General features: G+C 65.1%; 24 protein-coding genes. 10 read left to right on the top strand and 14 right to left on the bottom strand.

The features are described 5' to 3' along the window. The 4 genes from ACLMAL_RS33160 to ACLMAL_RS33145 form a co-directional block, all read right to left on the bottom strand. On the bottom strand, positions 1-828 hold the full coding sequence (locus ACLMAL_RS33160) for an ABC transporter ATP-binding protein (RefSeq protein WP_412002688.1): 828 nt from the start codon (positions 826-828) through the stop codon (positions 1-3). Between the two features lie 65 nt (positions 829-893). Further along, on the bottom strand, positions 894-2,018 hold the full coding sequence (locus tag ACLMAL_RS33155; protein ID WP_412002670.1) for a branched-chain amino acid ABC transporter permease: 1,125 nt from the start codon (positions 2,016-2,018) through the stop codon (positions 894-896). Next, complete coding sequence (locus tag ACLMAL_RS33150) at positions 2,018-2,929, bottom strand: branched-chain amino acid ABC transporter permease (RefSeq protein ID WP_412002669.1); 912 nt, start codon at positions 2,927-2,929, stop codon at positions 2,018-2,020. The genes ACLMAL_RS33155 and ACLMAL_RS33150 overlap by 1 nt, the downstream gene beginning before the upstream one ends. 96 nt (positions 2,930-3,025) lie before the next feature. After that, positions 3,026-4,180, bottom strand: coding sequence for a branched-chain amino acid ABC transporter substrate-binding protein (locus tag ACLMAL_RS33145; protein ID WP_412002668.1), 1,155 nt, complete (start codon positions 4,178-4,180; stop codon positions 3,026-3,028). A gap of 249 nt (positions 4,181-4,429) precedes the next feature. Between ACLMAL_RS33145 and ACLMAL_RS33140 the strand changes: the two genes are divergently transcribed. The 10 genes from ACLMAL_RS33140 (at position 4,430) to ACLMAL_RS33095 (ending at position 13,619) form a co-directional block, all read left to right on the top strand. Next, positions 4,430-5,338 carry a dihydrodipicolinate synthase family protein gene (locus ACLMAL_RS33140; protein ID WP_328412073.1) on the top strand — a complete coding sequence of 303 codons (909 nt, stop codon included), beginning with the start codon at positions 4,430-4,432 and terminating at the stop codon, positions 5,336-5,338. 144 nt (positions 5,339-5,482) lie between these two features. Next, the gene (locus ACLMAL_RS33135) at positions 5,483-6,469 is read left to right on the top strand and encodes an ornithine cyclodeaminase family protein (protein WP_412002667.1); all 987 of its coding nucleotides are present in this window, start codon (positions 5,483-5,485) and stop codon (positions 6,467-6,469) included. A gap of 30 nt (positions 6,470-6,499) precedes the next feature. Beyond that, positions 6,500-7,945: an aldehyde dehydrogenase (NADP(+)) gene (locus tag ACLMAL_RS33130; RefSeq protein ID WP_412002666.1), complete on the top strand. Its 1,446-nt coding sequence runs from the start codon at positions 6,500-6,502 to the stop codon at positions 7,943-7,945. 60 nt (positions 7,946-8,005) lie between these two features. Further along, on the top strand, positions 8,006-8,998 hold the full coding sequence (locus ACLMAL_RS33125; RefSeq protein ID WP_412002665.1) for a proline racemase family protein: 993 nt from the start codon (positions 8,006-8,008) through the stop codon (positions 8,996-8,998). A 32-nt stretch (positions 8,999-9,030) separates the two neighbouring features. Further along, positions 9,031-10,209: an NAD(P)/FAD-dependent oxidoreductase gene (locus ACLMAL_RS33120; RefSeq protein ID WP_412002664.1), complete on the top strand. Its 1,179-nt coding sequence runs from the start codon at positions 9,031-9,033 to the stop codon at positions 10,207-10,209. Further along, on the top strand, positions 10,206-10,559 hold the full coding sequence (locus ACLMAL_RS33115; RefSeq protein ID WP_412002663.1) for a (2Fe-2S)-binding protein: 354 nt from the start codon (positions 10,206-10,208) through the stop codon (positions 10,557-10,559). The genes ACLMAL_RS33120 and ACLMAL_RS33115 overlap by 4 nt, the downstream gene beginning before the upstream one ends. Further along, positions 10,556-12,067 carry an FAD-dependent oxidoreductase gene (locus tag ACLMAL_RS33110; protein WP_412002662.1) on the top strand — a complete coding sequence of 504 codons (1,512 nt, stop codon included), beginning with the start codon at positions 10,556-10,558 and terminating at the stop codon, positions 12,065-12,067. Before ACLMAL_RS33115 ends, ACLMAL_RS33110 begins: the two co-directional genes overlap by 4 nt. Before the next feature lie 139 nt (positions 12,068-12,206). Continuing rightward, positions 12,207-12,869, top strand: a complete 663-nt coding sequence (locus tag ACLMAL_RS33105; protein ID WP_412002661.1) for a GntR family transcriptional regulator — start codon at positions 12,207-12,209, stop codon at positions 12,867-12,869. Positions 12,870-12,975: 106 nt separating this feature from the next. Next, positions 12,976-13,173, top strand: coding sequence for a hypothetical protein (locus tag ACLMAL_RS33100; RefSeq protein WP_412002660.1), 198 nt, complete (start codon positions 12,976-12,978; stop codon positions 13,171-13,173). A gap of 95 nt (positions 13,174-13,268) precedes the next feature. Continuing rightward, complete coding sequence (locus tag ACLMAL_RS33095; protein ID WP_412002659.1) at positions 13,269-13,619, top strand: hypothetical protein; 351 nt, start codon at positions 13,269-13,271, stop codon at positions 13,617-13,619. A 400-nt stretch (positions 13,620-14,019) separates the two neighbouring features. Here ACLMAL_RS33095 and ACLMAL_RS33090 read toward each other — a convergent pair whose 3' ends face one another. From ACLMAL_RS33090 to ACLMAL_RS33045, 10 genes are all read right to left on the bottom strand, one after another. Further along, positions 14,020-14,940, bottom strand: coding sequence for a helix-turn-helix domain-containing protein (locus ACLMAL_RS33090; protein ID WP_412002658.1), 921 nt, complete (start codon positions 14,938-14,940; stop codon positions 14,020-14,022). Positions 14,941-15,264: 324 nt separating this feature from the next. Further along, positions 15,265-16,179 (bottom strand): hypothetical protein, encoded by a 915-nt coding sequence (locus ACLMAL_RS33085; RefSeq protein ID WP_412002657.1) that lies wholly within the window; start codon positions 16,177-16,179, stop codon positions 15,265-15,267. A 560-nt stretch (positions 16,180-16,739) separates the two neighbouring features. Further along, complete coding sequence (locus ACLMAL_RS33080; RefSeq protein WP_412002687.1) at positions 16,740-17,450, bottom strand: hypothetical protein; 711 nt, start codon at positions 17,448-17,450, stop codon at positions 16,740-16,742. A gap of 164 nt (positions 17,451-17,614) precedes the next feature. Continuing rightward, positions 17,615-17,932, bottom strand: coding sequence for a DUF202 domain-containing protein (locus ACLMAL_RS33075; protein WP_412002656.1), 318 nt, complete (start codon positions 17,930-17,932; stop codon positions 17,615-17,617). After that, positions 17,929-18,282, bottom strand: coding sequence for a YidH family protein (locus ACLMAL_RS33070; RefSeq protein ID WP_412002655.1), 354 nt, complete (start codon positions 18,280-18,282; stop codon positions 17,929-17,931). The genes ACLMAL_RS33075 and ACLMAL_RS33070 overlap by 4 nt, the downstream gene beginning before the upstream one ends. Positions 18,283-18,363: 81 nt before the next feature. Beyond that, the gene (locus ACLMAL_RS33065; protein ID WP_412002654.1) at positions 18,364-19,935 is read right to left on the bottom strand and encodes an aldehyde dehydrogenase family protein; all 1,572 of its coding nucleotides are present in this window, start codon (positions 19,933-19,935) and stop codon (positions 18,364-18,366) included. Positions 19,936-19,977: 42 nt separating this feature from the next. Then, the gene (locus tag ACLMAL_RS33060) at positions 19,978-21,084 is read right to left on the bottom strand and encodes an NDMA-dependent alcohol dehydrogenase (protein WP_412002653.1); all 1,107 of its coding nucleotides are present in this window, start codon (positions 21,082-21,084) and stop codon (positions 19,978-19,980) included. Between the two features lie 43 nt (positions 21,085-21,127). Next, positions 21,128-21,487 carry a sterol carrier protein gene (locus ACLMAL_RS33055; RefSeq protein WP_412002686.1) on the bottom strand — a complete coding sequence of 120 codons (360 nt, stop codon included), beginning with the start codon at positions 21,485-21,487 and terminating at the stop codon, positions 21,128-21,130. 305 nt (positions 21,488-21,792) lie between these two features. Next, the gene (locus ACLMAL_RS33050; protein WP_412002652.1) at positions 21,793-23,037 is read right to left on the bottom strand and encodes a PucR family transcriptional regulator; all 1,245 of its coding nucleotides are present in this window, start codon (positions 23,035-23,037) and stop codon (positions 21,793-21,795) included. Positions 23,038-23,115: 78 nt separating this feature from the next. Then, a complete protein-coding gene (locus tag ACLMAL_RS33045; protein ID WP_412002651.1) occupies positions 23,116-24,438 on the bottom strand; it encodes an MFS transporter in 1,323 nt (440 codons plus the stop codon). Between the last annotated feature and the right edge of the window lie 136 nt (positions 24,439-24,574).

The raw sequence follows: 24,574 nt of genomic DNA, 5'->3' as shown, positions 1-24,574 counted from the left end.
CTAGCTCTTCTCGCTCGGTGCCGCGGTGTGATCGCTGAAAATCTCCTCGTCGGTGGCGGCGGCCACCGCTTCGGCCTCGGTGTGGGCTTCGGCGTCGTCGGTGCCCAAATAGGCCTCGACGACCCTGGGGTCGGTGCGGATCTGGTGGGGTGTGCCGTCCGCGATCTCCTTGCCGTAGTTGAGGACGACGATGCGTTCGGAGACCTCCATGACCAGGCCCATGTCGTGCTCGATGAGCACGACCGCGGTCCCGAGGTCGCTGATGCGGCGCAGTAGGGCGAGGAGCTCCTCCTTCTCGTTGTGGTTCAGGCCGGCCGCGGGCTCGTCGAGCAGGAGCATCTTCGGTTCACGGGCCAGGGCCCGGGCGATCTCGACGCGGCGCTGCTCGCCGTACGGCAGGTTGCGCACTTCGTGGACCCGGCTCCCACGCGCTCCGACGAAGTCGAGCCAGCGATGCGCCTCGTCGGTCGCGGTTTGCTCGCTGCGGTGGTACCGGGGGGTGTGCAGGACGGCGTCGAAGGCGTTTTGCCGGATCCGCACATGCATCCCCGCGCGCACGTTGTCCAGGACGCTGAGGTCGCCGAACAGGCGCAGGTTCTGGAACGTGCGGGCGACCCCGCGCGCGGCGATGACCGCGGGACGTTTGCCGGTGATGTCGCTGCCGTCGAAGGTGACGTGCCCGGCCGACGGCTTGTAGAAGCCGGTAATGCAGTTGAAGGCGCTGGTCTTGCCGGCACCGTTCGGGCCGATTACAGAGAGAACCTCCCCTTCGTGCACGTCGAAGGTCAGGCCGTTGACGGCAGTGACTCCGCCGAAGGCCACTGTCATGTCACGGACTTGGAGCAGCCCCGTGGCCGATGAGCCGTTCCTTGCCACCTCGCCGTGTGTCGCGGTCACGGTACGACCTCCTTTGCCGCCGTGCGGGCTCGTCGCTTCTCGATCCGCGACGGCTTCTCGTCGCCCCGGTGCGGCCAGATGCCCTGGGGGCGGAACAGCATCACGATGATGAGGAGGACGCCGAAGACGAGATAGCGCCAGTTCTCCGCTCCACGTAGCAGCTCGGGGAGCAGGGAGATGACGAGCGCGCCGATGACGACGCCGGGTGTTGAGCCCATCCCGCCGAGGACCACCGCCATGAGAATGAGCGCCGACCAGAGGAAGTTGAAGCTAGTTGGCGAGATCGCCGTCTGGTGCACCGCGAAGAGCACACCGGCGATCCCGCCGAAGATCGCTCCGGTGATGTACGCCGCGAACTTCACCCGGTAGGTGTGGATGCCCATCGCCTCCGCGGCGTCCTCGTCCTCGCGCACGAACCGCCAGGCCCGGCCCAGCCGCCCCTTGCCGAGCCGCGCGGAAGCCAACACCGCTGCTGCAACGACAGCGACGATGATCCAGTACGTCGTGATGTCAGAACGCAGGCCGAAGTCGCCGAAGTCCGGGATACCGAAGATCCCGTTCGGGCCACCCGTGACATCGAGGTTGTTCGCGGTGATCCGGATGATCTCGCCGAATCCGAGGGTGACGATGGCGAGGTAGTCACTGCGCAGTCGCAAGGTCGGGCCGCCGATCACCACCCCGCCGATGACGGCTGCGATCACGACGACTGGGATCGTGAGCGGAATGGGCCACCCCAGCGACGTAGTGAGGATGCCGGAGGTGTAGGCGCCGATCGCGAAGAAGGCGGCGAAGCCCAGGTCGAGCAGACCGCAGTAGCCCACGACGATATTCAGGCCGACCGCGAGCATCACGAAGATGAGCGCATCCGTTGCGATCCGGATGCTGTAGGACGAGGAGTTGACGAACGGCAGCGCAACGGCAAGGGCCATCACGACCCAGCCGAACAGCGGGTGGCTGATCGCGCGGCTTACCGGCGTAGCACGGCCAGCTGCATCTGCGGGCGCGAGGCCGGAGCCGATGTGACCGATCGTGGAGTTGCCGGCCCCGTCGACGGCTTGCACGAAGCCGGAGGGGGCGTCGAAGGCCCTATCTCGGGCCGGGATCGAGTTATCGTTGCTCATCAGACCCGCTCCGTCACTCTCTCGCCGAGTAGACCGGTGGGTCGGACGGTCAGGAACAGGATCAGGAAGCCGAAGGCGAAGACGTCTCGCCACTCACTGCCGAGCGCGGCGGTTCCGAAGGACTCGAGCAGCCCGAGAACGACAGCGCCGAGAACGGCGCCCCGCAGGTTGCCGATGCCGCCGATCACAGCCGCGGTGAACGCCTTGAGGCCGATGGTGAAGCCCATGAGGAAGTCCACCTTTCCGTAATACGCGCCGGCCATAACTCCGGCCGCACCGGCCAGCGCCGAGCCGATGAAAAAGGTGCGCGAGATGACGCGGTCGACGTTGATGCCCATCAGCAGGCAGGCTTTCGGATCCTGCGAGATCGCGCGCATCGCGCGACCCGCCCGGGTCCTGTTGACGAGCTGGTCGAGGGCGATCATGAGGCCGACGGCGATCACCATCATGGCGAGCTGGGCGTAGGTGACCCGGGCGCCCAGCACGGAGATGGCACCGTTGCCGAAGCCGACTGGATAGACACGCGGGTTCGGGCCGAACCCGACGGCGATGCCGTACTCCAGCGCGAAGCTGGCGCCGACCGCAGTGATCAGCACCGACAATCGCGGTGCTCCGCGCAGCGGCCGGTAGGCGACCCGCTCGAGGACGAGCCCCACGGTGCCGGTGACCAACATTGCCACCACCATGATCAGGACGAGTACGACGATCGAGGCGCCCGCGCCGAGCGAGCCGGCTGCCACGGTCAGCAGCGCATAGCCTGCGAAGGCACCGAGCATGTAGATGTCACCGTGGGCAAAGTTCAGCAGTTTGATGATGCCGTAGACCATCGAGTAGCCGAGGGCGACGAGAGCGTAGAACGAGCCGATGAACAGGCCGTTCAGGATCAGTTGGATGAGATATTGCAGGTCCATGGCACACTCCTAAACGCCGGGAGCCGGCGGAGCCAGCAGGAGAGGGTGATGCGGCTGGCTCGCCGGCGCGGGCCATTGGCGCCAGCGAGCCGAGGGTCACTTGTTGAGCGCGAAGGTGTTGCCCTGGACCACGAGGATGCCGAAGCCGCCCTCGCTGAGGGTGTGCTCCGGGGTGAACTTGAGCTTGCCACTGAAGATCGGGAACCCGTCGATCTTCTCCAGCGCGGCGATGATGTCGCTGCTCTTGGTCGAGTTGGCGTTCTTGATCGCCTCGGCTGCCACGCGCACGGCGTCGTACGACTGTGTCGAGTAGGGCCCGGGGTCGGTCTTGAAGGCGGCCTTGTAGTCGGCGATCCACTTCTCGCCACCAGCAATTGTTTGTGGCGTCTGCGTCATGGTCGCCAACACGCCCTGGGCGTTGGCGGCACCGGCGATGGAGATCATCTGCTCGTCGACGGATCCGTCCGCGACCATGATCTTGCCGCTGTAACCCGCCGCGCGAAGCTGCTTGATGAGCAGCCCGCCCTCTTGGTAGTAGCCGGTCCAGTACACGAAGTCTGGCTTCGCGTTGAGGATCGAGGTCACCGCAGCGGAGTAGTCCGACTCGCCCGCGGTCACCGACTCGTGGTCCACGATCTTGACCGATCCTACTGCCCCGAGTTTCTCCCCAGTACGGGTGCTGATGTCCTTGGAGTACGACGTGTTGTCGTCTGCCAGCGCGACGGCCTTGGAGCCGGAGGACTTGATGAAATCGACCGCCGCTTGGGCCTGCTGGGCACCGGTGCCGTTGAGCAGGAAGACATTCGACAGCTTGCTCTTGACCAGGTCGTTGGAGTTCGCGGCCGGGATGATCATCGGGACGTCGGCCTTGTTGAAGATCGAGAGCGTCGGTAGGGTCGCCGACGAGCAGTAGCCGCCGACTGACACGGTCACGCCCTCGGTGACGAGCTTGGCGGCCGCCGACGCTGCTGTCCTCGGGTCACACGCATCGTCCTCGGCGACGAGCTCGAGCTTGCGGCCGAGCACACCGCCGGAGGCGTTGATCTCGTCGATCGCGAGCTGCGCGCCGTTCTTCATGTACGGCCCGATCGCGGCGCTGCTGCCACTCAGCGGCGCCGCCATGCCCAGCCGGATGTCGCCCTTTCCGCCGTCACCTCCGCCGCCCGCCGCCAGACCGCCCCCGCCACAGGCAGACAGGGTCAAGGTCAGAGCGACTGCCGCCGTGGCGCCGATCCATGTCTTACGAATCATGTGTATCTCCACTCCTGGTCAACGCCTCAGGCGTCAGGTCCGCGCTAAGCCACTGCGGTGTGACTCTGCTGGAACCGAGGCCTAGCGTAGAGACCGAATTCGGCTAGTGCAATAGCACATTGCATAATGTTCTCGCGGGAGGCAGACTCGAGCCGGCGACCCGGAGGCTAACCGACCAAGCCTCTTGCGAATCGCAGTGCAATATCACATTCTATTCGTGCGCAACCTTGATCCAGGAGACTTCACAACATGACCATCTCGAAAGAGAACCCCTGGCGCGGCCTCTACACCGCGACCGCACTGCCGTTCAACGACGACCTCAGCGTCGACTACGACGGCTACGCCAGGCACGTCGCATGGCTGGCCGCCAACAGCACCGACGGCGTGTGCCCGTCCGGCTCGCTGGGCGAGTACCAGACGCTGACCCCCGAAGAGCGCGCCCGCGTGGTCGAGGTGGCGGTGCAGGCCTCGCCCGAAGGGTTCGGCGTGATGCCCGGCGTGGCGGCGTACGGCTCGAGGGAGACCGTCCGCTGGATCGAACAGGCGGCCGAGGTCGGCGCCCAGTCGGTGCTGATGCTTCCGCCGAACATCTACCGTGCGGACCGTCAGTCGGTGCTCAACCACTATCGCGAGGCCGCCAAGGTCGGGCTTCCGATCGTGGCGTACAACAACCCTTACGACACCAAGGTCGACCTGACCCCGGACCTGCTGGCCGAACTCCACTCGGAGGGTCTGATCAAGGCGGTCAAGGAGTTCTCCGGCGACGTTCGCCGCGTCTACGAGATCCAGGAGCTGGCGCCGGATCTGGACATCCTCATCGGCTCCGACGACGTCGTGGTCGAGTTCGGCCTGGCCGGCGCGGTCGGCTGGATCGCGGGCTACCCCAACGCGATTCCCGAGGCCACCGCCAAGCTGTACCAGCTGGCAACCTCCGGCAACGTCGAGGACCTGAAGGCGGCCATGCCGCTCTACCGCGACCTGCACTCCCTGCTGCGGTGGGACTCGAAGACCGAGTTCGTCCAGGCGATCAAGCTGTCGATGGACATCGCCGGCCGCAAGGGCGGTCAGTGCCGCCCGCCGCGCAGCCCATTGACCGCCGAGCAGGCCGAGGCGATACGCCGTGACACCGAGGCCGCCCTGGCCAAGGGCTACCGCTGATCGCAGCTGGGCGTGTCTGTCGATCTCATGCCATGGAGTAGCCGACCGGCATTGAGAGACACGCCCTCGGCGAGCAGCCCGGGATCACAGTCGAACAATCCCGTGTTGCTGATGAGGGGCGAGAGCCTCGGAGAGGAAGAGATCATGGTGGCACCCACCCACCTCAGTGCAGTCGCCATCGCGGACCTCGTCGACGGACCCAGTGCGGTCCGTGTCCTCACCGAGGCTCTCGTGTCAGGGCGCGTCGATCCCGAACAGGACAGCCCGAGGCTCTTTGCTCCCGCGGGGCCGGGCGCCGAGTTCCTGATGATGCCCAGCGCTACGGGCGGCGCGTCGGGGGTCAAGGTCCTCACCCTCGCGCCGGGCAACCCCAAGGACGGACACCCGAACGTCCAAGGCGTCTACGTCTTGTTCGAAACCGAGCACCACGCGCCACTGGCGGTTCTCGACGCTGCGGAGCTGACACTGGTGCGCACCCCGGCCACTACGGTTATGGCCGCCCAACACCTCATCGCCGCCCAACGCGGCGTAGACCCTGAATCCGCGGTTCGCGCACAGCGGGTGGTGGTCTTCGGCACCGGCCCGCAGGCTGAGCGCCACATCGCGTACCTCAACGCCGTCCTGCACCCTGACGACATCGCCGTGGTGGGACGCCGCCCTGAAGGGGTAGACCTGCTCGTCGCACGGTCGGCCGCTCTCGGCGCTCCGGTCCGACCCGCCGACGCCGCGCGGGACCTGTCGCGGGCGGACCTCATCGTCTGTGCCACGTCCTCCCGCACTCCCCTCTTCGACGCCGGCGACGTACCCGCCCATGCCGTGGTCTGCGCGATCGGCGTACACGGCCCCGACAAGCGCGAACTCCCCGCGGAGCTGGTGCTCAATGCCAACGTCGTGGTGGAGAGCCGTGCCGCGGCGATGCGTGAGTCGGGCAACCTGCTCCTTGCCCGGCCGGCGACCGAGTGGGTCGCGGACGCCGAGCGAGGACGCCCGCTGGCCAACCTGGCCGAACTGGTGACCGGCCGCTTCACCCCGTCGCCCGGTCGCCCGGCGGTCTTCTCCGGAGTGGGCATGGCCTGGGAGGACCTGGTCGTGGCGCAGCACGCCTACGACTGCTACCGGCAACGCGCGTGACGCACCAAAATCTATGTCCACGTTGGAGGAATGATGTATGACACCCGCACTGACCGCATCGACCATATCGTCCTCGGTGCGCAACGGGCCGCGACGCAGTGGTCCAGCCGAACCCGCACCGAGCGCGCCGCAGTGCTGCTGGCCGTTGCGGACCGGCTCGATGGTGCCGCCGACATCCTGGTCCCGCTCGCCATCCGGGAGACGCGCCTCACCGAGCAACGGCTGCGCGGCGAGCTGGCGCGTACAACGTTCCAGCTGAGGCTGTTCGCCGAGACGGTGAACGAAGGCGGCTACCTGGACGCGCGCGTGGACCACGCGGATCCGGACTGGTCGATGGGGCCGCGTCCGGACCTGCGGCGTACCCGCGTCCCCTACGGCCCGGTGGTAGTGTTCGCCGCCTCCAACTTCCCCTTCGCGTTCTCCGTGGCCGGCGGCGACACCGCCTCTGCCCTCGCTGCCGGATGCTCCGTGATCGTGAAGGCACATCCGGGCCATGTCGGGCTCTCCGCGGCGACGGCGCAGGTGGTGACCGAGGCGTTCAACGAGCTCGGCGCACCGAGCGGGCTCCTGCAGATCGTCTATGGCCAAGAGGCCGGGGTGGTCGTGCTGACGCACCCGCAGGTGAAGGCTGCGGCGTTCACCGGCTCCATCCCTGGCGGGCGAGCGCTGTTCGACCTGGCGTCGTCGCGGCCGGAGCCGATCCCGTTCTACGGCGAGCTCGGGTCGGTGAACCCGGTGTTCGTCACTGCCTCCGCGGACGCCGACCGCGGCGTGGACATCGCCGCCGGGCTGGTCAGGTCCTTCACACTGGGCGCGGGCCAGTTCTGCACCAAGCCGGGCGTGGTCCTCGCACCCGGCGACTCCCACTTGTTGGCATCGTTGCGCGCCGGCGCGCTGCCGTCGGCCGCGCCGCTGCTCAACGACAAGATCACGGCCGGCTACCTGAGTGGCCAGCAGCAGCTGCGCCGGCATCCCGCTGTCACCGTGATCGCCGAGGGGGAGGATCCGCTCAACGACCCGCCCGCACCGACCGTCCTGTCCACCTCGGTGCAGGACCTGTTGGCCGACCCGGAGGCGCTGCTGGCCGAGTGTTTCGGCCCGACCGTCCTGATCGTCGAGTACGCCGACGAGCAGCAGCTGGTCGAGGTCGCGGAGCAGCTGGAGGGACAGCTCACCGCGACCCTGGTGGCGAACGAGGACGACCGGATCGTCGGGCAGTTGACGACCATCCTGGCCTCGAAGGCTGGCCGACTGCTGTGGAACCAGTGGCCCACGGGCGTCTCGGTGACCTACGCCCAGCAGCACGGAGGCCCTTACCCGGCAACCACCGCTGCCGCGACCACCTCGGTCGGCACCGCCGCCATCGATCGGTTCACCAGGCCGGTGGCTTATCAAGGATTCCCTGACTTCCTGCTTCCGAGCGAGCTGCGCGACGACGCCGACGTACCGCGCAGAGTTGACGGGAAGCTGACCTGATCCGCACCGCTGGAGCATCCGAGAAAGGGCAACATGAGGACAACACGCATCATTCACGCTGTGGACTCACACACCGAGGGCATGCCCACGCGCGTCATCACCGGCGGCGTCGGAGTCTTCCCCGGTGCCACGATGGCGGAGCGCCGCCAATGGTTCATCGACAACAACGACGAGCTGCGCACACTGTTGATGTTCGAGCCGCGCGGCCACGCCTCCATGTCCGGATCGATCCTCCAGCCCCCTACCCGGCCTGATGCCGACTACGGCGTGCTCTTCATCGAGGTCTCGGGGCTCCTTCCGATGTGTGGCCATGGCACCATCGGTACGGCGACTGTGCTGGTCGAGACTGGGATGGTCCCCGTCGTCGAGCCGGTGACCACGATCCGCCTCGACACCCCGGCCGGTCTCGTCGTCGCCGAGGTCGCCGTGCGAGACGGGCACGCGGAGTCGGTCACCATCACGAACGTGCCGTCGTTCAGCCTCGCTCTGGACCAGGTCGTCAAGGTCGAGGGGTACGGCGACGTCCGCTACGACATCGCGTTCGGGGGCAACTTCTACGCGATCGTCGACCTCGACGACCTCGAGCTGCCGTTCGACAGGGCCGCGAAGCAGCGGCTGATCGACGCAGGGCTGGCCATCATGGACGCGATCAACGAGCAGGCCAGGCCCGTGCACCCTGAGCGCTCGGACATCAACGGGTGCCACCACGTGTACCTCAAGGCGCCGGGTGCCACCGCCCAGCACACCCGGCATGCCATGGCGATCTACCCCGGTTGGTTCGACCGGTCGCCCTGCGGCACCGGCACCAGTGCCCGGATGGCACAGCTGCACGCGCGAGGCGAGCTCGACCTCCACACCGACTTCGTCAACGAGTCGTTCATCGGGTCCACGTTCGTCGGCCGGCTCGTCGAGGAGGTCGAGCTTCGGGGCACCGAGGACGGCGAGACGATCCGTGCCGTCGTACCCACCATCACCGGACGGGCATGGGTCACCGGCACCGCGCAGTACATGCTCGATCCCACCGACCCATTCCCTGCGGGGTTCCTGCTGTGACCGCACTTTCCGGGGCCTCCAGGGAGGGTGGCATGAGCGATCACCTGCCCAAGGGCGCAGAAGTCGTGGTGATCGGCGCGGGAGCGGTCGGCGCGGCCTGCGCGTACTTCCTGGCGCAGGAAGGCTTCCGCGTGCAGGTGCTCGAGCAGGGCCAGGTTGCGTCGGGGACCAGTAGCGCGTGTGAGGGCAACCTGCTGGTGTCGGACAAGGAGGCCGGCCATGAGCTGGACTTGGCTCTGTACTCGCACTCGGTGTGGCACGACGACCTGGCCGAGTTCGGTCAGCTATGGGAGTTCGAGTCCAAGGGCGGCTTCGTCGTCGCGTCGAGCCCCGAGGGCGCTGACGCGCTACGGGAACTCGGCGCCCGTCAGCGCCGGGCAGGCATCGAAACCGTGGACGTCGACGCAGCCGACATCCACCAGTACGAGCCGAACATCCGCATCGGCCTGGCGGCAGCCGCGTACTACCCGCAAGACGCCCAAGTGCAACCCATGCTTCTCACCGCCCATCTGCTGCGGCTGGCACGAGGCATGGGGGCTGTCATCTCCACAGGTATCGAAGTCACCGGGATCGAGCACCGTGACCTGGGTGGCGAACGACGGGTCAAAGCCGTCCGCACCAGTCGAGGAACGATCGCCTGCGACCACGTGGTCAACGCGGCCGGCACCTGGGCGAGCGAGATCGCAGCGATGGCTGGGGTCGACGTACCCGTCTTTCCCCGGCGTGGCTTCGTGCTCGTGACCGAGCCGCTGCCGCCCACGATCAACCGCAAAGTGTATGCCGGCGAGTACGTCGCCTCGACGCACTCCTCCGACGAAGGCCTGCAGACCTCTACCGTGATCGAGGGAACGCAGGCCGGGACCATCCTGATCGGGTCCTCGCGGGAGCGGGTCGGGTTCGACCGCACCGTGTCGTTGCCGGCTCTGCGCGAGATCGCGGCCAAGGCACTGGCGTTGTTCCCCTCGCTGGCCCGGGTCCGCATCATGCGCACCTACATGGGGTTCCGACCGTACTGCCCCGACCATCTGCCCGTGATCGGCCACGACTCCCGCCTCACCGGGATGTGGCACGCGACCGGGCACGAGGGCGCCGGCATAGGGCTGTCGGTCGGCACCGCGAAGCTGTTGGCTCAGGCGATGGCCGGCAAGTCGCCCGACCTGGACCTCTCCCCCTTCGCCCCCGCTCGCTTCTCGGCTGGTGACCACGCATGACAAGACATCCGAAAACCCAGGCCGGTCCGCGGACAGTCGAGGACGGCGGCACGTCCGTCGTACACCTCACCCTCAACGGCCAGGAGCTCCTTGCCCACCCCGGCCAGACCGTGGGTGCGGCACTCATCGACGCCGGGATCCAGTCCTGGCGCACCACCCGGAAGAACGGCCGCCCCCGAGGCCTCTTCTGTGGCATCGGGATCTGCTACGACTGCCTGATCACCGTCAACGGCGCACCCAACCAGCGCGCTTGCATCGTCCCCGTCTGCGAAGGCATGCAGCTGAGCACGACCGCTGCGCCGGTCGATGCGGCAACTGACGCTCCCGACGACGGAGGGACCAAGCGATGAGCAGCAACCCGACCCCTTCTGGACAAACGGTCGGAGCGTTCGACGTAGCCGTCGTCGGTGCCGGCCCAGCCGGCCTGGCGGCCGCCGCAGCTGCGGCCGACCGGGGCAAGACCGTCGTGCTGGTTGACGCTGGTGCCCAGATCGGCGGCCAGTACTGGCGTCATCCGGACGAGCGCGCCCCACGTGGGCCGGAGGCGGAAGGCCACCACGACTGGAAGCTGTTCACCGAGCTTCGCGAGAAGCTGCGCCGACATCGGCAGATGGGCGCGGTGGTTCACCTTCCCAATGCCCAGGTGTGGTTCGTGGAGCCCACGGCACCTGCCGACGCCGATGACCGGGAAGGGGGCTGGACCCTCCACCTGACTCCGACGATCGTGGGCGTCGACACCGCTGAGGCGACGCCCGGGCTCGTCGTCGCCGCCAGGCTGATTCTCTGTCCAGGTGGGTACGACCGCCAGCTGCCCGTCCCCGGTTGGGACCTCCCCGGAGTCATGGCTGCCGGCGGCGTACAAGCCCTGCTGAAGGGACACCGCACACTCGCCGGCCAGCGCGCTGTCGTCGCGGGAACGGGCCCCTTCCTCCTTCCGGTCGCCAAGCAGCTCGCCGATGCCGGAGCGACAGTCGTGGCCGTGTGCGAGGCCAATGCCCTGACCGGATGGGCGCGCCACGCCCGCGCCGTGGCAGCCGTTCCTGCCAAAGTCGCCGAGGGTGCGGAGTACGCCCTGGCGCTGGCCCGCCACCGGATCCCGTACCGGACTCGCACCGCGGTGACTCGCATCGACGCCGATCCCACCGGCACCAAGGCGGTCCAACTGGCCCAGCTTGATGCCGCGGGGCGGGTTGTCGGCCCCACGACGACCGTTGACGTTGACCTGGTCGCCCTGGGCTGGGGCTTCACCCCTTCGATGGAGCTCATCACCGCGGTGGGCGCCCAAACCAGGATCGACGTCGACCAGTCTCTCGTCGCCGTCGTCGACAACTCGCAGCGCAGCACCACGCCAGGGGTGTACGTCGCCGGTGAGGCAACCGGAGTCGGCGGGGCGCTGCTTGCGGTAGCCGAGGGTGAACTGGCCGGGATCGCTGCGGCCGACACGCTCGAGGTCCACGCTATGCGTATTCGTCGACTGCGTGCGCGTATTCAGCGCCTCCGTGTCTTCGCCGCCGCCATGCACCAGGCGCACCCGGTCCCGGCGCGCTGGCACGAGTGGCTCACCCCGGACACTACGATCTGCCGGTGCGAGGAGGTCAGCTTCGACAGCGTCTGTCGGGCCCGCGACGAGCTCGGCGCCACCGACGTACGGACTGTCAAACTGATGGCGCGGCCAGGAATGGGCTGGTGCCAGGGGCACGTGTGCGGGTTCGCCACAGCCAAGCTGGCCGCTGCCGCCGAGGACCGACCCCTCACCGTGGAGGATCTGCGACCGCTGGCCAAGCAGACCCTCTGCGCGCCCATAGCCTTGGAAATTCTGGCCCAGGTCACCTCGAAATCCACCGACGAGGCCCTCTGATGAAGCGAGGAATTGCTGTCGTTGGTTGCTCTCGGCGTAGCCGGACATGTGCCCGGCCGCGCCGTTCGGGGGACCCAGAACTTGGTGCCACGTGACGACATACCTCGAGGAACCAGCATCCCGCAGAGAGGCAGGGCACATGGCACTGAACGGCATTGGGCTCGTGGAGAAGGTCAGCATTCGTGAAAGGATCGGCCGTGCGCTGCGCGCAGCCATCGTCTCCGGCGAGATGGAGCCCGGGGTCGTCTACTCCGCGCCGGGTCTGGGGGCTCGATTCGGTGTGTCGGCAACTCCCGTGCGCGAAGCCATGCTCGACCTCGTCAAGGAGGGCCTCGTCGACGTCGTACCCAACAAGGGCTTCCGGGTCACCGAGATCGGGGAGTCGGACCTCGACGAGATCACCGAGTTGCGACTGCTGATCGAGCCGCCTGTGGTGCGACAGGTCACGCGCCATATCCCAGCCGAGGATCTGCCCGTGCTCCGCGAGCTCGCGCAGGTCATCGTGGACTGCGCGAACGAGGGCAACCTCGTCGAATACACCGAAGCCGACCGCGTCTTCCATCTGCGCCTCCTCTCGTACGCGGACAACACGCGGATGACCAACGTGGTGTCTGATCTGCGCGCCCACACCCGGCTGTTCGGGCTCTCGAGCTTGCTCGAACGAGGCGAGCTCGTGGATTCCGCACGCGAACACCTGGACATCGTCGACACCATCGAGCGACGCGACTCGCGTGCTGTCGAGCGGTTGATGCGCAACCACATCCGCCAGACTCGCGGGCGATGGGCCAAGCCCCGGACCTGAGCGGCAAGCCGTAACCATGAGTTCCATCCAAATCTCCATCGCCGCGAACAACTGATCGATAGTCCAGGTCGCTACGTCACGCTCTTTTGGCAACGTAATCGCGCTCGTGGAACGCCCCACCGATGACATCAACGAAGATGACGACGACGAACAAGCAAAGTCGTGGACGGTAGAGGAAGTCGAGACGTTCCGCGAAGCGGTACGCAACGAACGGCTCTACGCCTGCTGGCTGCTGAGCTGCTACGGGGCGCGGCGGTCCGAAGCCTCGGCGTGCGATGGACGCGGTTCGATGCAACCGCACTGAAGGTACGCCGGGGGCGTGTCGCCATCGGTAAGGAGACCGAGGAGAACCTGCCGAAGTCCAGGCGCAGTCGTCGCGATCTTCCGCCGCCTGCCGATATGGCGGAAGCGCTCGACAAGTTGAAGGTGCTCCAGCAGGCCGAGTGCACGGCACTGGACATCCCCTGGACCGACGATCGGCTGATCGCGGTCGACGAGACGGGAGAGCCGATCCGACCGGAGTATTACTCGGATATGTTCCAGCGACTCAGGAAGCGGGCCGGGCTGCGCCGCATCCCGCTGAAGGGGCTGCGGAACACGAGCGTGTCGCTCATGTTGAAGTTGGGGATCCCGGTGCACATCGTCGCGGCCTGGCATGGCCACGACCCTGCGTTATCGCTGGGCGTCTACAGCGACACAACCCGAGGACTTGCGCGCGGCGGGCGCTGCCCTGTTCGGATGATTTGTTGAAATGCCCGCTCCCGCGTGTTGGCACGTTCTTGGCACGCTCACATGCCTGAGAACGCCTCACGGAGAGCGGAAACCGCCTCTGACCTTGTCGGGATGACAGGATTTGAACCTGCGACCACTTGACCCCCAGCTCTCCCCGCAGCCATTTCCGCACGTCAGACACGATGTGCACATCGCAGAATTCGCGCTTCCGGAGACCAGCGTGCAGGGCCGTTCATATCGTGTGGCCCCAGATTGGCCCCAAGCTCGTCGAAGTGGTGATGATGAACCTATCCAGGCGTTTGCTGCCGCTGACTAGGCACGAGCGATAGACAAAGCCCCAGGTCGGTGCGCTGTTCGCCTTGGCACTACCCGGTGCAATTCAGTCATGCCGCGTACGCAGCATGACTGAATTCCTCGCCTAGCCGACCCAAGTCGAGGTGGGGGTATCGTCACGTGGGAAGAGACCGTCGTCGTCGCTCTCTGGCAGTAGCCAAAGACGTTGCCCGACGTGAGCGGCCTTGTCCGTGCTGTTGACATGGAAAGACAGGTCGACGTCCACCCAGTCGCTCTTTACGATCTCGGTGGCTTCCTCCAGCGAGCAGACGACGTCAGCCCTCGCGATAACTCTGAACACATCTGGCCCGGTGACAATGAGACCAGCTCCCCGCGAGACGATTCCGTAGCGGTTGTTCGCCTGGTCGTCCTCGCCGATGCAACGTATCGAGTGCATGCGGACCAACACACCGTTTGCGGTCTGAAAGGTGCCTGACCAGCGATGTCGCGGCAGGACGATATTAGTTCCCGGGTAGTCGACGAATATCGTCGTGTCCAGCTGGAAGACAAAGTCACGAGGATCGTCTCCTACGTGATGGAACTCCGCCTGACCCTCGACAGGCTCCATTGCCGGGACTTTGATCTGAGGCAGCAACATAGAAAGGACTTCTGGACGCGACGCAGACTTCGTTCGGGTGCCCGTTCGCCACGGAATCTCGCGTGTGACTGCGCCTTCCTTCTCCGGCTTAACCATGTACGGGGCGCGGTCCGTTTCGAAATGCAGGCACGTCACCGGACCGGTATCAGTTGGCACAACGAGCACCTGCAGATCAGGGGTCGTGCCGTCCGCGAACTTCGACTCGGCCTGCGCCCACCAGTTCGCCGCGTCGGTGTCATCCAAGGGGACGACCGCATGCTTACCCTCATCTAGTCCGATGATCCAGATGATCTGCTCCCCTGCCGATGCGTTAGCCATAGCGGCAATGAGGCGTGCAGCTTTGTACGGATCGGGCCATGTGGCTTTCAGATCAACGTAGTCGTCTTCGAACTTGGCACCGCCGACCACCAAGTTGACGATGCTGAGGACTCTCATCTCTAGACGAGTGCGATTCACAGGTACGAACCTACTGCTGACTCGGCGCGCATCTTGGCGAGTAGCCACAATCGGGAGCAGCGCCGCGGCCTCGGCGGTAGCCACAGCTCGTCGAAGTGTTGGTGATGAAAAGCGTTCTCGGCGTTTGCGGTTGACGGCGGTTGATGACCAAGCGGTCTACCAGCATGTTTGAGTGATGGGCACGATGGCGGCGTTGGTATCCGCCAGCACTGCTGCGTACTTTCTGCATACCCGCCACTCGCTCGTTGATCAGATCCTCAACCGACGCGGCGCTGATCAGTCTCCGATCCAGAGGTCTTTGAATTGGTAGACGCCCTTGTTCACCTTCTCCCCCGGGTGGGCGTCGTACGGTTCGAGGGTCAGGTATCCGGCCTGGCGGTCGGTGTCCTGACTCGCTCCCAGCTGAACAAGGTTGTAAAGGTCGATGAATCCCTTGAGTTCCTGAATCGCTCGCCGATTTGAAAACCCACGCGGCACGTTGTAAACGGTGAAAAATGGTGCCGCAATCGGGCTAATGGCATACCCGATGACGGTTTCGACCGGGAGGTGTTTAAAGCCTGACCTCCAGGGGTCATCGTCCGGCATATCAAACATGGCGTAGACATTTCGCCCAGTTCCTGTGAACACTTCTCGCCATTCTCGCCAACTCGGGGCCTGCTCCGCTGGACGCTCGCGGCATCTGCTGATGTCTCGTATATAGCCGGGCTTCGCGCGACGGATGTAGACGTCAATCGCTTGCTCGGCGCACAGTCTGCTCAGTTCCAGGTGATGGCGGGTTTCCTTCCTGTGCTCCAACGCTAAGAAGGCCACGGCGATGTTGAATTCGACGAGCGTTTCCTCTGCCGGGCCCCGTACGAGAGTGCGTGCTGTGCTCAGCCTTTCTTCCGCTCTCGTGATGTACGTTCTCCAGTGGCCGTCATCTGGTCCAACTCGCCTCGCGTCCTCAAGAAGTTTCAGACCTTCCCGCATCGGCGAGTTCCGCAATATGGCGGTGTCGGCCTTGATCGATCTCAACGCAGCAGCTTGGCCTACCTGAATGTTGATTAGCGCGGCGATCAGGTCCACCACGGCCGGTAGGCCGGATAGACCGGTCGCCGGACCGACGATTTTGGCAAGCGGAATGGCAACATCGACCAACGGGCCGAAGATCCGTCCGGCCTGGCCGCCCGATGGGGGTGCATCCGATGCCACGACCACTCCTATCAGCAGTGACGTAACCCGGCTGTAGTTAGTAGCCTCAGATTGCCACCGTACTCCGGTCGCCTCGTTGTTTCGCGATGCTCTGCGCTAACTTTCCCTCTTGAGAGGTAACTGTCCGCCGGTAGGTGCAACCCCCCTTGTGGTCGACCACCTACCCACAGCCCACCTCGACCCGCCTTACTCGAACTGGCCCCCTGCTACTCGCGTGCCCGATTTGAACCTGCGACCACTTGGCACAGGTTCCAATCTCATCGACATGCCTCATTAGATCCCATCACACCTGGTCACAGCCGATATCTATACGCCAGCACCCGCCCATCATGTCCCATCAGATCTGGGCAGATCCCATCAAAAGTGTGAGATTTTGGTGGGATGGATCGGATGACAGATCCACACCCCTCCCTGCCCGGCTCGCCGGAGCTGTTGACCGACTGGTTGAACGCGCCCGCGCCGAGAACTGGGGTCAGGAGGAATCCCCGGCTGCCTGCCTGCAACGTGAAGTTGCTGCGCGCGAAGGGAAGCCCGCGTGGTCAGGATTCAACGGTGTTGGGTTAGCTGGGTTTTGCTGGTGCCAGTGGCGGGTTGTTGATGGTGGCGAAGTATTGGATGGCTGCGCCGACGGCGATAGGGGCGGTGACCAGCAGTTGTCCGGCGACGGTGCCGAGCGCGCCGACGGCCGCGATGCCGCCGATGCAACCGATCGCGGCGGCGGGGATAAACGGGCCGAACAGGCCAATGATGGTAGCCGAGGCGATCGTGGCTCCGACGATGCCGCCGAGGACGCAGCCGACCGCGGCACCGCCGAGACCGCCGACCAGGGTTCCGATGGTGGCGCCCATCGTGATGGTGGTGGCCATGCGATTCCAGGCGGCTTGTTCACGGTCGTACTCGTTCTTCCATGGCGCCTTGTCCTCGAACGGCAGTGCCACCGGCCGGTACTGGGCGCGAGCGATATCGAACTGCGGCGTCAAGATCGCGGTGTGATCGGAGATTTCCGCGGCGATCGGGAATACGAACTCGTCCACCCGGAAGGCCAGTGGGGTCCCCGCGAGCACGGATCCATCCGCAGCCTTGATCTTGAACACGTTGTCTTCCACCGCCATCGAACCGGCGCTGGTAGTTACTACGGTGGCCGTATCGGTAGCCTCGGCCATGAAATCGACCGGCCCCACTGCCGGGTCGGGGCCTGCGGCAGCGGGTGCGGCGGCAGCCGCGCCGAGGGCCGTGACCATCAGCGCCGACACAGCTATTTTTCTCATCATTTTTGGTGCATTCCTTCTATCGGTATATTTGCGGGTCGTTTGATCCAGATACATGATCCGCAAATAGTCAACCTTTGAATATTTCATGCATTCGGCATCAGCTTCGGATACCGAGTTCGGCAGTTTTGCGCGATTGAGGTGAGCGAATTCGACCCACCATTCCTTCACGCATACCTAACGTACGCAATGCCAGCGCATAGTCCGCTACAGACCACAATCACCGAACTCACCGCAGCAACTCGTACGTTCATGCTCATATGCCCCTGCCGCAGCCGATGCGAACGCACGTAGCACAGGCGTAAGAGCACAAGCATCGTGCTGACCGCACACAATGCAGGAATAGCAGCGACACCCCATCCGCGCACGGCGGCCTGATGCAGAAACAGCGCCGCGACCGTAGCGGCGACCAGCGCTGTTCGCCGCCATGCCAGGGATGTGCGCTCTGCCTGCAGGCCGACATCTCGGGTTGGTGGCGTGTTCACGAGAGAACAACCGCCGCACTCGCGAGTGCGGCAATGACACCCGTTCCGATCGAGAGAATCGGTATCAGGAGGGATCGAGGAAGGGGCTCGTCGCGACGTATCGCGTCTTGCACGGAACGCCAGCGGAAGTATGCGCCTCCCCCGAGGATGACCGCGAGGAAAACGCAGCCGAGCGCTATTGCCGTACGCGCGCCGGCGACCTCGAACGGAGCGACCAATTGGTGTACCGCGACTCCTCCCGCGAGCAACCCGAGGGCTGTGCGGATCCATGCGAGAAATGTTCGCTCATTCGCCAGCGTGAATCGATAGTCAGGCTCGCTCTCCTCAATGTCCCGCGGTCCTGGCGACACTGCATCCCCACCTTTCAGTCTGGTGCCCGCAAATCTCCGCGTGGCCGTCTGCCATAATCGAATTGCATTGTCTTCTGCCACTCATGTCTGACCAGATTCCGATATAGATAATGTGTGTGGCTCGGTCCGGCGCAAGCGTCGCTGCAGACCGCGGGCCGCCAGCAGACGCAGTATTCTGGCGACAGTCCTGCCGCGTCGGGGTGAGTACGGGTACCACAGCACCTCGTTCTTCGGCGTCGGCACGCGCGGAGCGGTAATCGCCTGCTGGCGACAGTATTTCCGCAAGCCCTGCGCGCCGCCGAGCCTGGCGCCGAGACCGGAGTTCTTCCAACCCCCGTGTGGCAGCGCGAAACAGAACAGATTGGCATAGGCATCGTTGATGTTGACGGACCCGACCTCGAGCCTCCGCGCGATGGCCTGCCCACGGTCACGGTCTTTCGTCCACACGGTCGCGGACAGCCCGTACTCGCAATCGTTGGCCAGCCGGATCGCCTCTTCCGCGTCGGCCACCTTCATCACCGGGATCGTCGGCCCGAACGTCTCCTCGCGCATGCACGCCATCGAGTGGTCGACGTCGACAAGAATCGTGGGTTCGAAGAACGCACCGGGACCGACGGCGTTGCCGCCGGTGACAATTCTGGCACCGCGCGCGACGGCATCGTCGACGTGCCTGCGCACGATCTCGACCTGCTGCTCGGTGGCCATGGCACCAACATCTGCCGAGTACGAGCCGTCGTCGAGTCCCTGCCGGACAGCCACGACCCGTTCGGTCAGCAGCGCGATGAACTGGTCATAGACCGGGGCCTCGACGTACACCCGCTCGACCGAGATGCAAGCCTGTCCGGAGTTGACCAGACCGCCCCACGCGATGCCGTTCGCAGCACGGGCGAGATCGGCGTCGGCGAGGACGATCGCGGCGTCCTTACCGCCTAGTTCGACACTGCAGGGGATCAACCGTTCGCCTGCTCGCGCCGCTATGGCCCGCCCTGTCCGGGTCGAGCCGGTGAACTGCACCAGGTCCACCGTGTCCACCAATGCCACACCGGTCGCACCGAGTCCAGTGACACAGGCCAGCACCGGCGGAGCGCCGATCTCCTGCCAGCCGCGGGCAAGGCCCAGCCCGGACAGTGGCGTGGCTTCCGAGGGCTTGATGACCACGGCTGCTCCGGCGAGCAGCGCCGGCACCGCATCCACGCCGGGAATCATCAGGGGGAAGTTCCACGGGGTGATGACCCCTACCACCGGGTACGGGCGGTACACCTTGGTGAGCTTCTTGGAGGCGGTCAGCAGCCCGTGGGGTCTGGCCTTCTCCTCGGCGAGGAACTGCCGTGCCCGGTCGGCGTAATAGTTGATCGCGTCGCAGATGACCATGACCTCGAGCACGGCCTCGGCTCGTGGCTTGCCAGTTTCGGCGTGCAGTTGTTCGACCAGCTGAGATTCGTTGTCGAGCAGCCAGTTCCGGAGTTTCCGCAGCCACGTGGCGCGCCCGCGGACCCCTAGCGCCTCCCACGCTGGTTGATGCGCTCGCAATTCCCGCACGACGGTGGCGACCGAATCGGCCGTCTGGACAGGAACGCTTCCGACCACGGCGCCGGTGGCCGGGTTGTGGACATCGACGGTTTCGGTAGCCGGCGACAGTTGCTCGAAACTCACCAGGTACTCCTCAGATTGATCGGTTCGATGCGGTGGTCAGCTTCAGAAACGGATCAGTCCGCGCAGGTTCTTGCCGGCATACATGTCCGCGTAGCCCTGGTTGATGTCCTCGAGCGTGTACTCCGTGGTGATGAGCTCGTCGAGCTTCACCAGGCCGAGGGTGTACATCTGCAGCAGCCGCGGGATGTCCATCTGCGGGCTGGACGAGCCGAACAGTGATCCACGGATGGACTTCTCGAAGAGCGTGAGCTCCTGCAGTGACGCCGAAATGGTCTGTTCCTCGGGGCGGCCCACCGCGGTGACCACGACGCGGCCACGTTTGCCCACGAGCGACAACGCTTCGAGAACCTGATCGGGCTCGGCAACGCCGGTGGTGATGACGCAGGCATCGGCAAGCTGTCCACGGGTCATCTCCGAGATCACCGGCCAGGCCTCGTCCACGCTGGCGAAGGCGTGCGTCGCCCCGAGCTCGAGCGCCTTCTCCCTCTTGAACGCGACGGGATCGATGGCGAAGACGAAGCGGCAGCCGGCAACCTTGGCACCCTGGACGGCGTTGATTCCGATGCCGCCGATACCCATGACGACCGCGCTGTCACCGGGCCGCAGTTCTGCCGTGCGGGCCGATGAGCCGAAGCCTGTTGTCACTCCGCAGCCGACGAGAGCAGCCTTGTCCAACGGGATACCCTCGTCGATCTTCACGACGCTGGCGACGGGGACAACCGTGTACTCACTGAAGGTCCCGAGCACGGACACCTGCCCGATGTCTTCGCCCCGGCCGTGGAAGCGGTATGTGCCGTCCAACTGTGGGCCCAACATGATCGCCCCACCCAAGTCACACAGGTTCGTCATGCCCCTGGCACAGTAAGTGCACCGACCACATGCCGGCACGAAGGACAACACCACTGGGTCACCTACTTCGACCTCGGTGACGCCGATGCCGATCTTGTGGACGACACCGGCGCCCTCGTGCCCGCCGACCACCGGGAACGGTATGGGCAGGTCCCCTGTGACGAAATGCTCGTCCGAGTGGCAGAGACCGGCCGCGGTCATCTTGACCATCACCTCGCCGGGCTTGGGGTCGTCGAGCTCGAACTCCTCGACCTCCCACTTCTCGCCGATCCCCCACAACACCGCGGCTTTGGTCTTCATCGTGTTCTCCTTCGTGGTTAGAATTGTTGCGGCATAACAAGATTCAGCTGCTCAGCAAGTCGGTGCGGCCGTCGGACTCGAGCATCTCGCGGTAGGGTCCGAAAAGCGCCTTTGCGGCCGGCACCAACTTGAGGACCTTCGTGACGGGCCCCCTGGCGCGCACGTCGCCCTTGGCCATCGCCATCGTCAGATTGAGGTTGCCTAGCCAGAACCTGTTGCCGCCGTCGGCGGACATGAAGAGCTGGACATTGGGCACAGGTCCGACGTCCACCCCGGTGTAGACCTTTCCGCCCGGAAAGTCCACGGTGATGACGGCATCAGGATCGGTGTACGTCGCTCTCAGGATCACTCCTGACGCAGCGAATTTCGGGCCCAGCACCGGATCAGATGTGCCCTTGCGCATCAACTCGCCGACGTACTTGTATACGTCTGCCTCGTTCTTGAAGACGCCCATGCGCCGCTCCTCGAGTCGGGTTCAGATGATTCAGCGGGTACTGACGGACGAGCACCGTGACGACCACCGTCGCTGTGACTCTGCTGGAACCCATTGCGGAGCAATCGATTCCACGGCTTCCGCGAGGGCTCACCTACGGCCCGCTGGTGGACTGACGCCTCTGAGTGTGTCCCAGGACACACACCGCTCACTAGGTTCGAACGGCCAAAAATCGGCGGGCGATTGTGCGCCGGACACAACGCTGCAGACGCCAGCTATGGCGTAGTGAAGGTGTGCGCGCCGAACTCGGCCACACAACGCAGCGCCAACTCGACCTGTGCGCGCCGCTGATCGATCGGATGCTCGAGGAGAGCCTCGATCTGATTGAGCCGATAACGCACCGTGTTCTTGTGCACCGGGATGACCTTCGCCGCCCCCGCAATACCCCAAACCAAAACCGCAAGCGCCGTCTCCCTAAGACGCTCGGTGCTCGGGTTGTCGTCGATAAGTGATCGCAACTCCCGGCAGACGAAGTCCTTCATCGCCTCCACATCTGCAGACAGCATCGTCACGAGTTCGACCTCGCAGTAGCGGGTCACCTGCTGCCCGCGACGGGACGCGACGGCCAGCTGCTGCGCCGCCATCGCCTGTCGATGACTTCGGCGAAAACCGGCCAACCCCACGGCGGACATACCCACGGCAACGTGAACGGCATCGGCCGCGCGCAGCGCGGTCGAAGTCGACAGCAACTCCAGATCGGGCTCTCGGTCCGTGGCGCACCAGACCCACAGTCCGTGCTCGCCCGATGGCACAGTCAACGGCTCGCCCGCACCGAGGATCGCGGCCAGCGCCTCGGCAATCTCCGGCAGCCGCCCGGCGTGTTCGGATTCGGCCTCCACCCACAGCGTCATCGCCGTCTGAACCCGGAACAACGGGTAGCCGAGCACCCGGCTCGTGTTGGCGAGGTCCTTCGGCTCGCTGCGAAGAATCGCCGCGACTACCTCCGCTCGGCGCGCCGACGCGCCACCGAGCCATCTGCGGCGCTCCTCCAGGATGGCGGGTCCAAGCAGGTCAACCGCGCTGTCGAGCCACTCACTGGCGACAGACCACATGCGAACGAGAACATCGGACTTCAGTTTCGGATCGTCCGCACTCTGCTCGACGGCGTGGGTGAAATAGCGGTGGATCGCCCGAAGACCCACTCGATACAACCGCAGCAGCATCTCCACACCGAAGCCGCGGCGCGCGAGCGTGCGTGCCAACCCGTATGCCTCGGGCGGCAGCTCCGCGCGCTCTGATCGCAGGACGGCGAGCAACGCCCCCAGGTGCCCGCGTGTACTCGCCTCGAGATCTCGACGAAGCTCGGGATCGGCTACCAGTTCTGGTAGTTCGGCCGCAATCTCGTCGTCGAGGTAGTTGACCGCGTCATCGAATACCGTTGGCTCGGACGTGCGCTCTACCCATCGCGCCAACCAACCCGCCACCGCGTCATCCGCAGCGCTCGCCGACTCGCCCTTCATCTCGATACCCCTACATCTCTGTGTCGGTCCCGACGCTGATCCTGAACACATCGTGGGTCGAGTCCACGCCTCGGGGGTTCACAGCGGCCGCCGAAGACGCGACGCATCGCAACCGGGTCTGATCAGGGCCGCGCCGACTGCTGCGGCAACTATGCAGATGACCGCGAGTATCAGGAACCCGGTGGTGTAGCCGGCGAGTGCATTCGGTGCCGAGTCGACGAGGTTTCCCATCATGGTCGGGGCAATCAGGCCGGCCAGGGTTGCGAGAGCAACTGTTGTGCCCAGGATTGCCCCGCGTTGCCGAACCGGTGATATCTCTTCGTTCAGTGTCACGATAATCGCCACGACGCCGCCCGGCGCCGCGATGCCCGCCATCAGCAACGCTACGCTCAACGTCGGTGACGAGGCGAGGGCACCGAGCAGTGTGAGGATGCCGCCGAGCAGCACCATTGCCACGCTGAGCATTCCTCTGGACCACGTGGTGCTCACGCCCCGCAACGTCAGCCGTTGCGACAGCAACCCGGTCCCGAGAATCAGCCCACCCGCGACGGCCCAGAACGCGGCGACCACATTTCCCGCGGCTGTCGGCGACAGCCCGTGCCCGTCCTGCAGGAACTGCGGCACCCATGCGACGGCGATCGCGACCCCGAAGTACGCGGCAAATCCCAGCAAGATGCTGCCGATGAAGGTTCCCGAGAAGAAGATCCGGCGGTAGGCGACGTGGTGTTCCGCCACAGTCAATGATGGTTCGTCCGATACGGTGACTTCGCCACTCGCCCCGTACGGACCCTCTTCGCGAACGAGCACGACCCACAAGACACACCAAAACACGCCCAGCAGAGCCATAAGCGCAAACGCCGCACGCCAATCAACATTCTGGATGACCCAAGTGAGGCCCGGTGCGGCGAACAGGGTGCCGACGCTGCTTCCCATCAGCAGAACACTGCTCGGCAGTTGACGCTTGCTCTCGGAAAACCATTTGAACATCGAGTGATTCGCCAAACCATAAGCAGGCCCCTCCGCCGCACCCAATGTGATGCGCGATGCGACCAGGACAGCAACCGAGCTTGTCCATACCATCGGCGACAGCGACAGCGACCAGACAAGGACGAGAACGAGCAGCAACCAACGCGTCGGTAGTCGATTGGCGAGGAAGCCGACCAGCACCCCGGACACACTGAACAACAGGAAGAAGCTGCTTGCTACCAGACCGTAGCCAGCGGCATCCAAACCGAACGCTGCGCTCAATGGTTTGGAGGCCAGACCCAACAGAGCCTTATCGCCAAAGTTGATCACGATGAACACGAACAACAGACCCGTCACCAGCCATGCACGTCGGGTCGAAGGCATCAGCTTCACGGCATCAGGAAGGATTGGCTCCTTCGTTTCATTGGTGGTCAAGGGAACTCCTGGTGACCTGATTCGCGCCTGTAACAGGCCGCATACATCATCGGATGCCATGCAGCACACAGCTATGGCATGGTTCGAGCGGCACGATGCAACGCTCAGGAATAGGCGTCGGAGCCGAGGCGAAAAT

The sequence above is a fragment of the Nocardia sp. CWNU-33 genome (genome assembly GCF_046764895.1).
Taxonomy (GTDB): domain Bacteria; phylum Actinomycetota; class Actinomycetes; order Mycobacteriales; family Mycobacteriaceae; genus Nocardia.
This window is presented reverse-complemented; position numbering and strand designations above follow the sequence as displayed.

Excerpts from the sequence above, each read along its gene's own strand:
- ACLMAL_RS33160 (WP_412002688.1), bottom strand. The coding sequence starts at position 828 with ATGACAGTGGCCTTCGGCGGAGTCACTGCCGTCAACGGCCTGACCTTC.
- ACLMAL_RS33155 (WP_412002670.1), bottom strand. The coding sequence starts at position 2,018 with ATGAGCAACGATAACTCGATCCCGGCCCGAGATAGGGCCTTCGACGCC.
- ACLMAL_RS33150 (WP_412002669.1), bottom strand. The coding sequence starts at position 2,929 with ATGGACCTGCAATATCTCATCCAACTGATCCTGAACGGCCTGTTCATC.
- ACLMAL_RS33145 (WP_412002668.1), bottom strand. The coding sequence starts at position 4,180 with ATGATTCGTAAGACATGGATCGGCGCCACGGCGGCAGTCGCTCTGACC.
- ACLMAL_RS33140 (WP_328412073.1), top strand. The coding sequence starts at position 4,430 with ATGACCATCTCGAAAGAGAACCCCTGGCGCGGCCTCTACACCGCGACC.
- ACLMAL_RS33135 (WP_412002667.1), top strand. The coding sequence starts at position 5,483 with ATGGTGGCACCCACCCACCTCAGTGCAGTCGCCATCGCGGACCTCGTC.
- ACLMAL_RS33130 (WP_412002666.1), top strand. The coding sequence starts at position 6,500 with ATGATGTATGACACCCGCACTGACCGCATCGACCATATCGTCCTCGGT.
- ACLMAL_RS33120 (WP_412002664.1), top strand. The coding sequence starts at position 9,031 with ATGAGCGATCACCTGCCCAAGGGCGCAGAAGTCGTGGTGATCGGCGCG.
- ACLMAL_RS33115 (WP_412002663.1), top strand. The coding sequence starts at position 10,206 with ATGACAAGACATCCGAAAACCCAGGCCGGTCCGCGGACAGTCGAGGAC.
- ACLMAL_RS33110 (WP_412002662.1), top strand. The coding sequence starts at position 10,556 with ATGAGCAGCAACCCGACCCCTTCTGGACAAACGGTCGGAGCGTTCGAC.
- ACLMAL_RS33105 (WP_412002661.1), top strand. The coding sequence starts at position 12,207 with ATGGCACTGAACGGCATTGGGCTCGTGGAGAAGGTCAGCATTCGTGAA.
- ACLMAL_RS33095 (WP_412002659.1), top strand. The coding sequence starts at position 13,269 with ATGGCGGAAGCGCTCGACAAGTTGAAGGTGCTCCAGCAGGCCGAGTGC.
- ACLMAL_RS33080 (WP_412002687.1), bottom strand. The coding sequence starts at position 17,450 with ATGATGAGAAAAATAGCTGTGTCGGCGCTGATGGTCACGGCCCTCGGC.
- ACLMAL_RS33060 (WP_412002653.1), bottom strand. The coding sequence starts at position 21,084 with ATGAAGACCAAAGCCGCGGTGTTGTGGGGGATCGGCGAGAAGTGGGAG.
- ACLMAL_RS33055 (WP_412002686.1), bottom strand. The coding sequence starts at position 21,487 with ATGCGCAAGGGCACATCTGATCCGGTGCTGGGCCCGAAATTCGCTGCG.
- ACLMAL_RS33050 (WP_412002652.1), bottom strand. The coding sequence starts at position 23,037 with ATGAAGGGCGAGTCGGCGAGCGCTGCGGATGACGCGGTGGCGGGTTGG.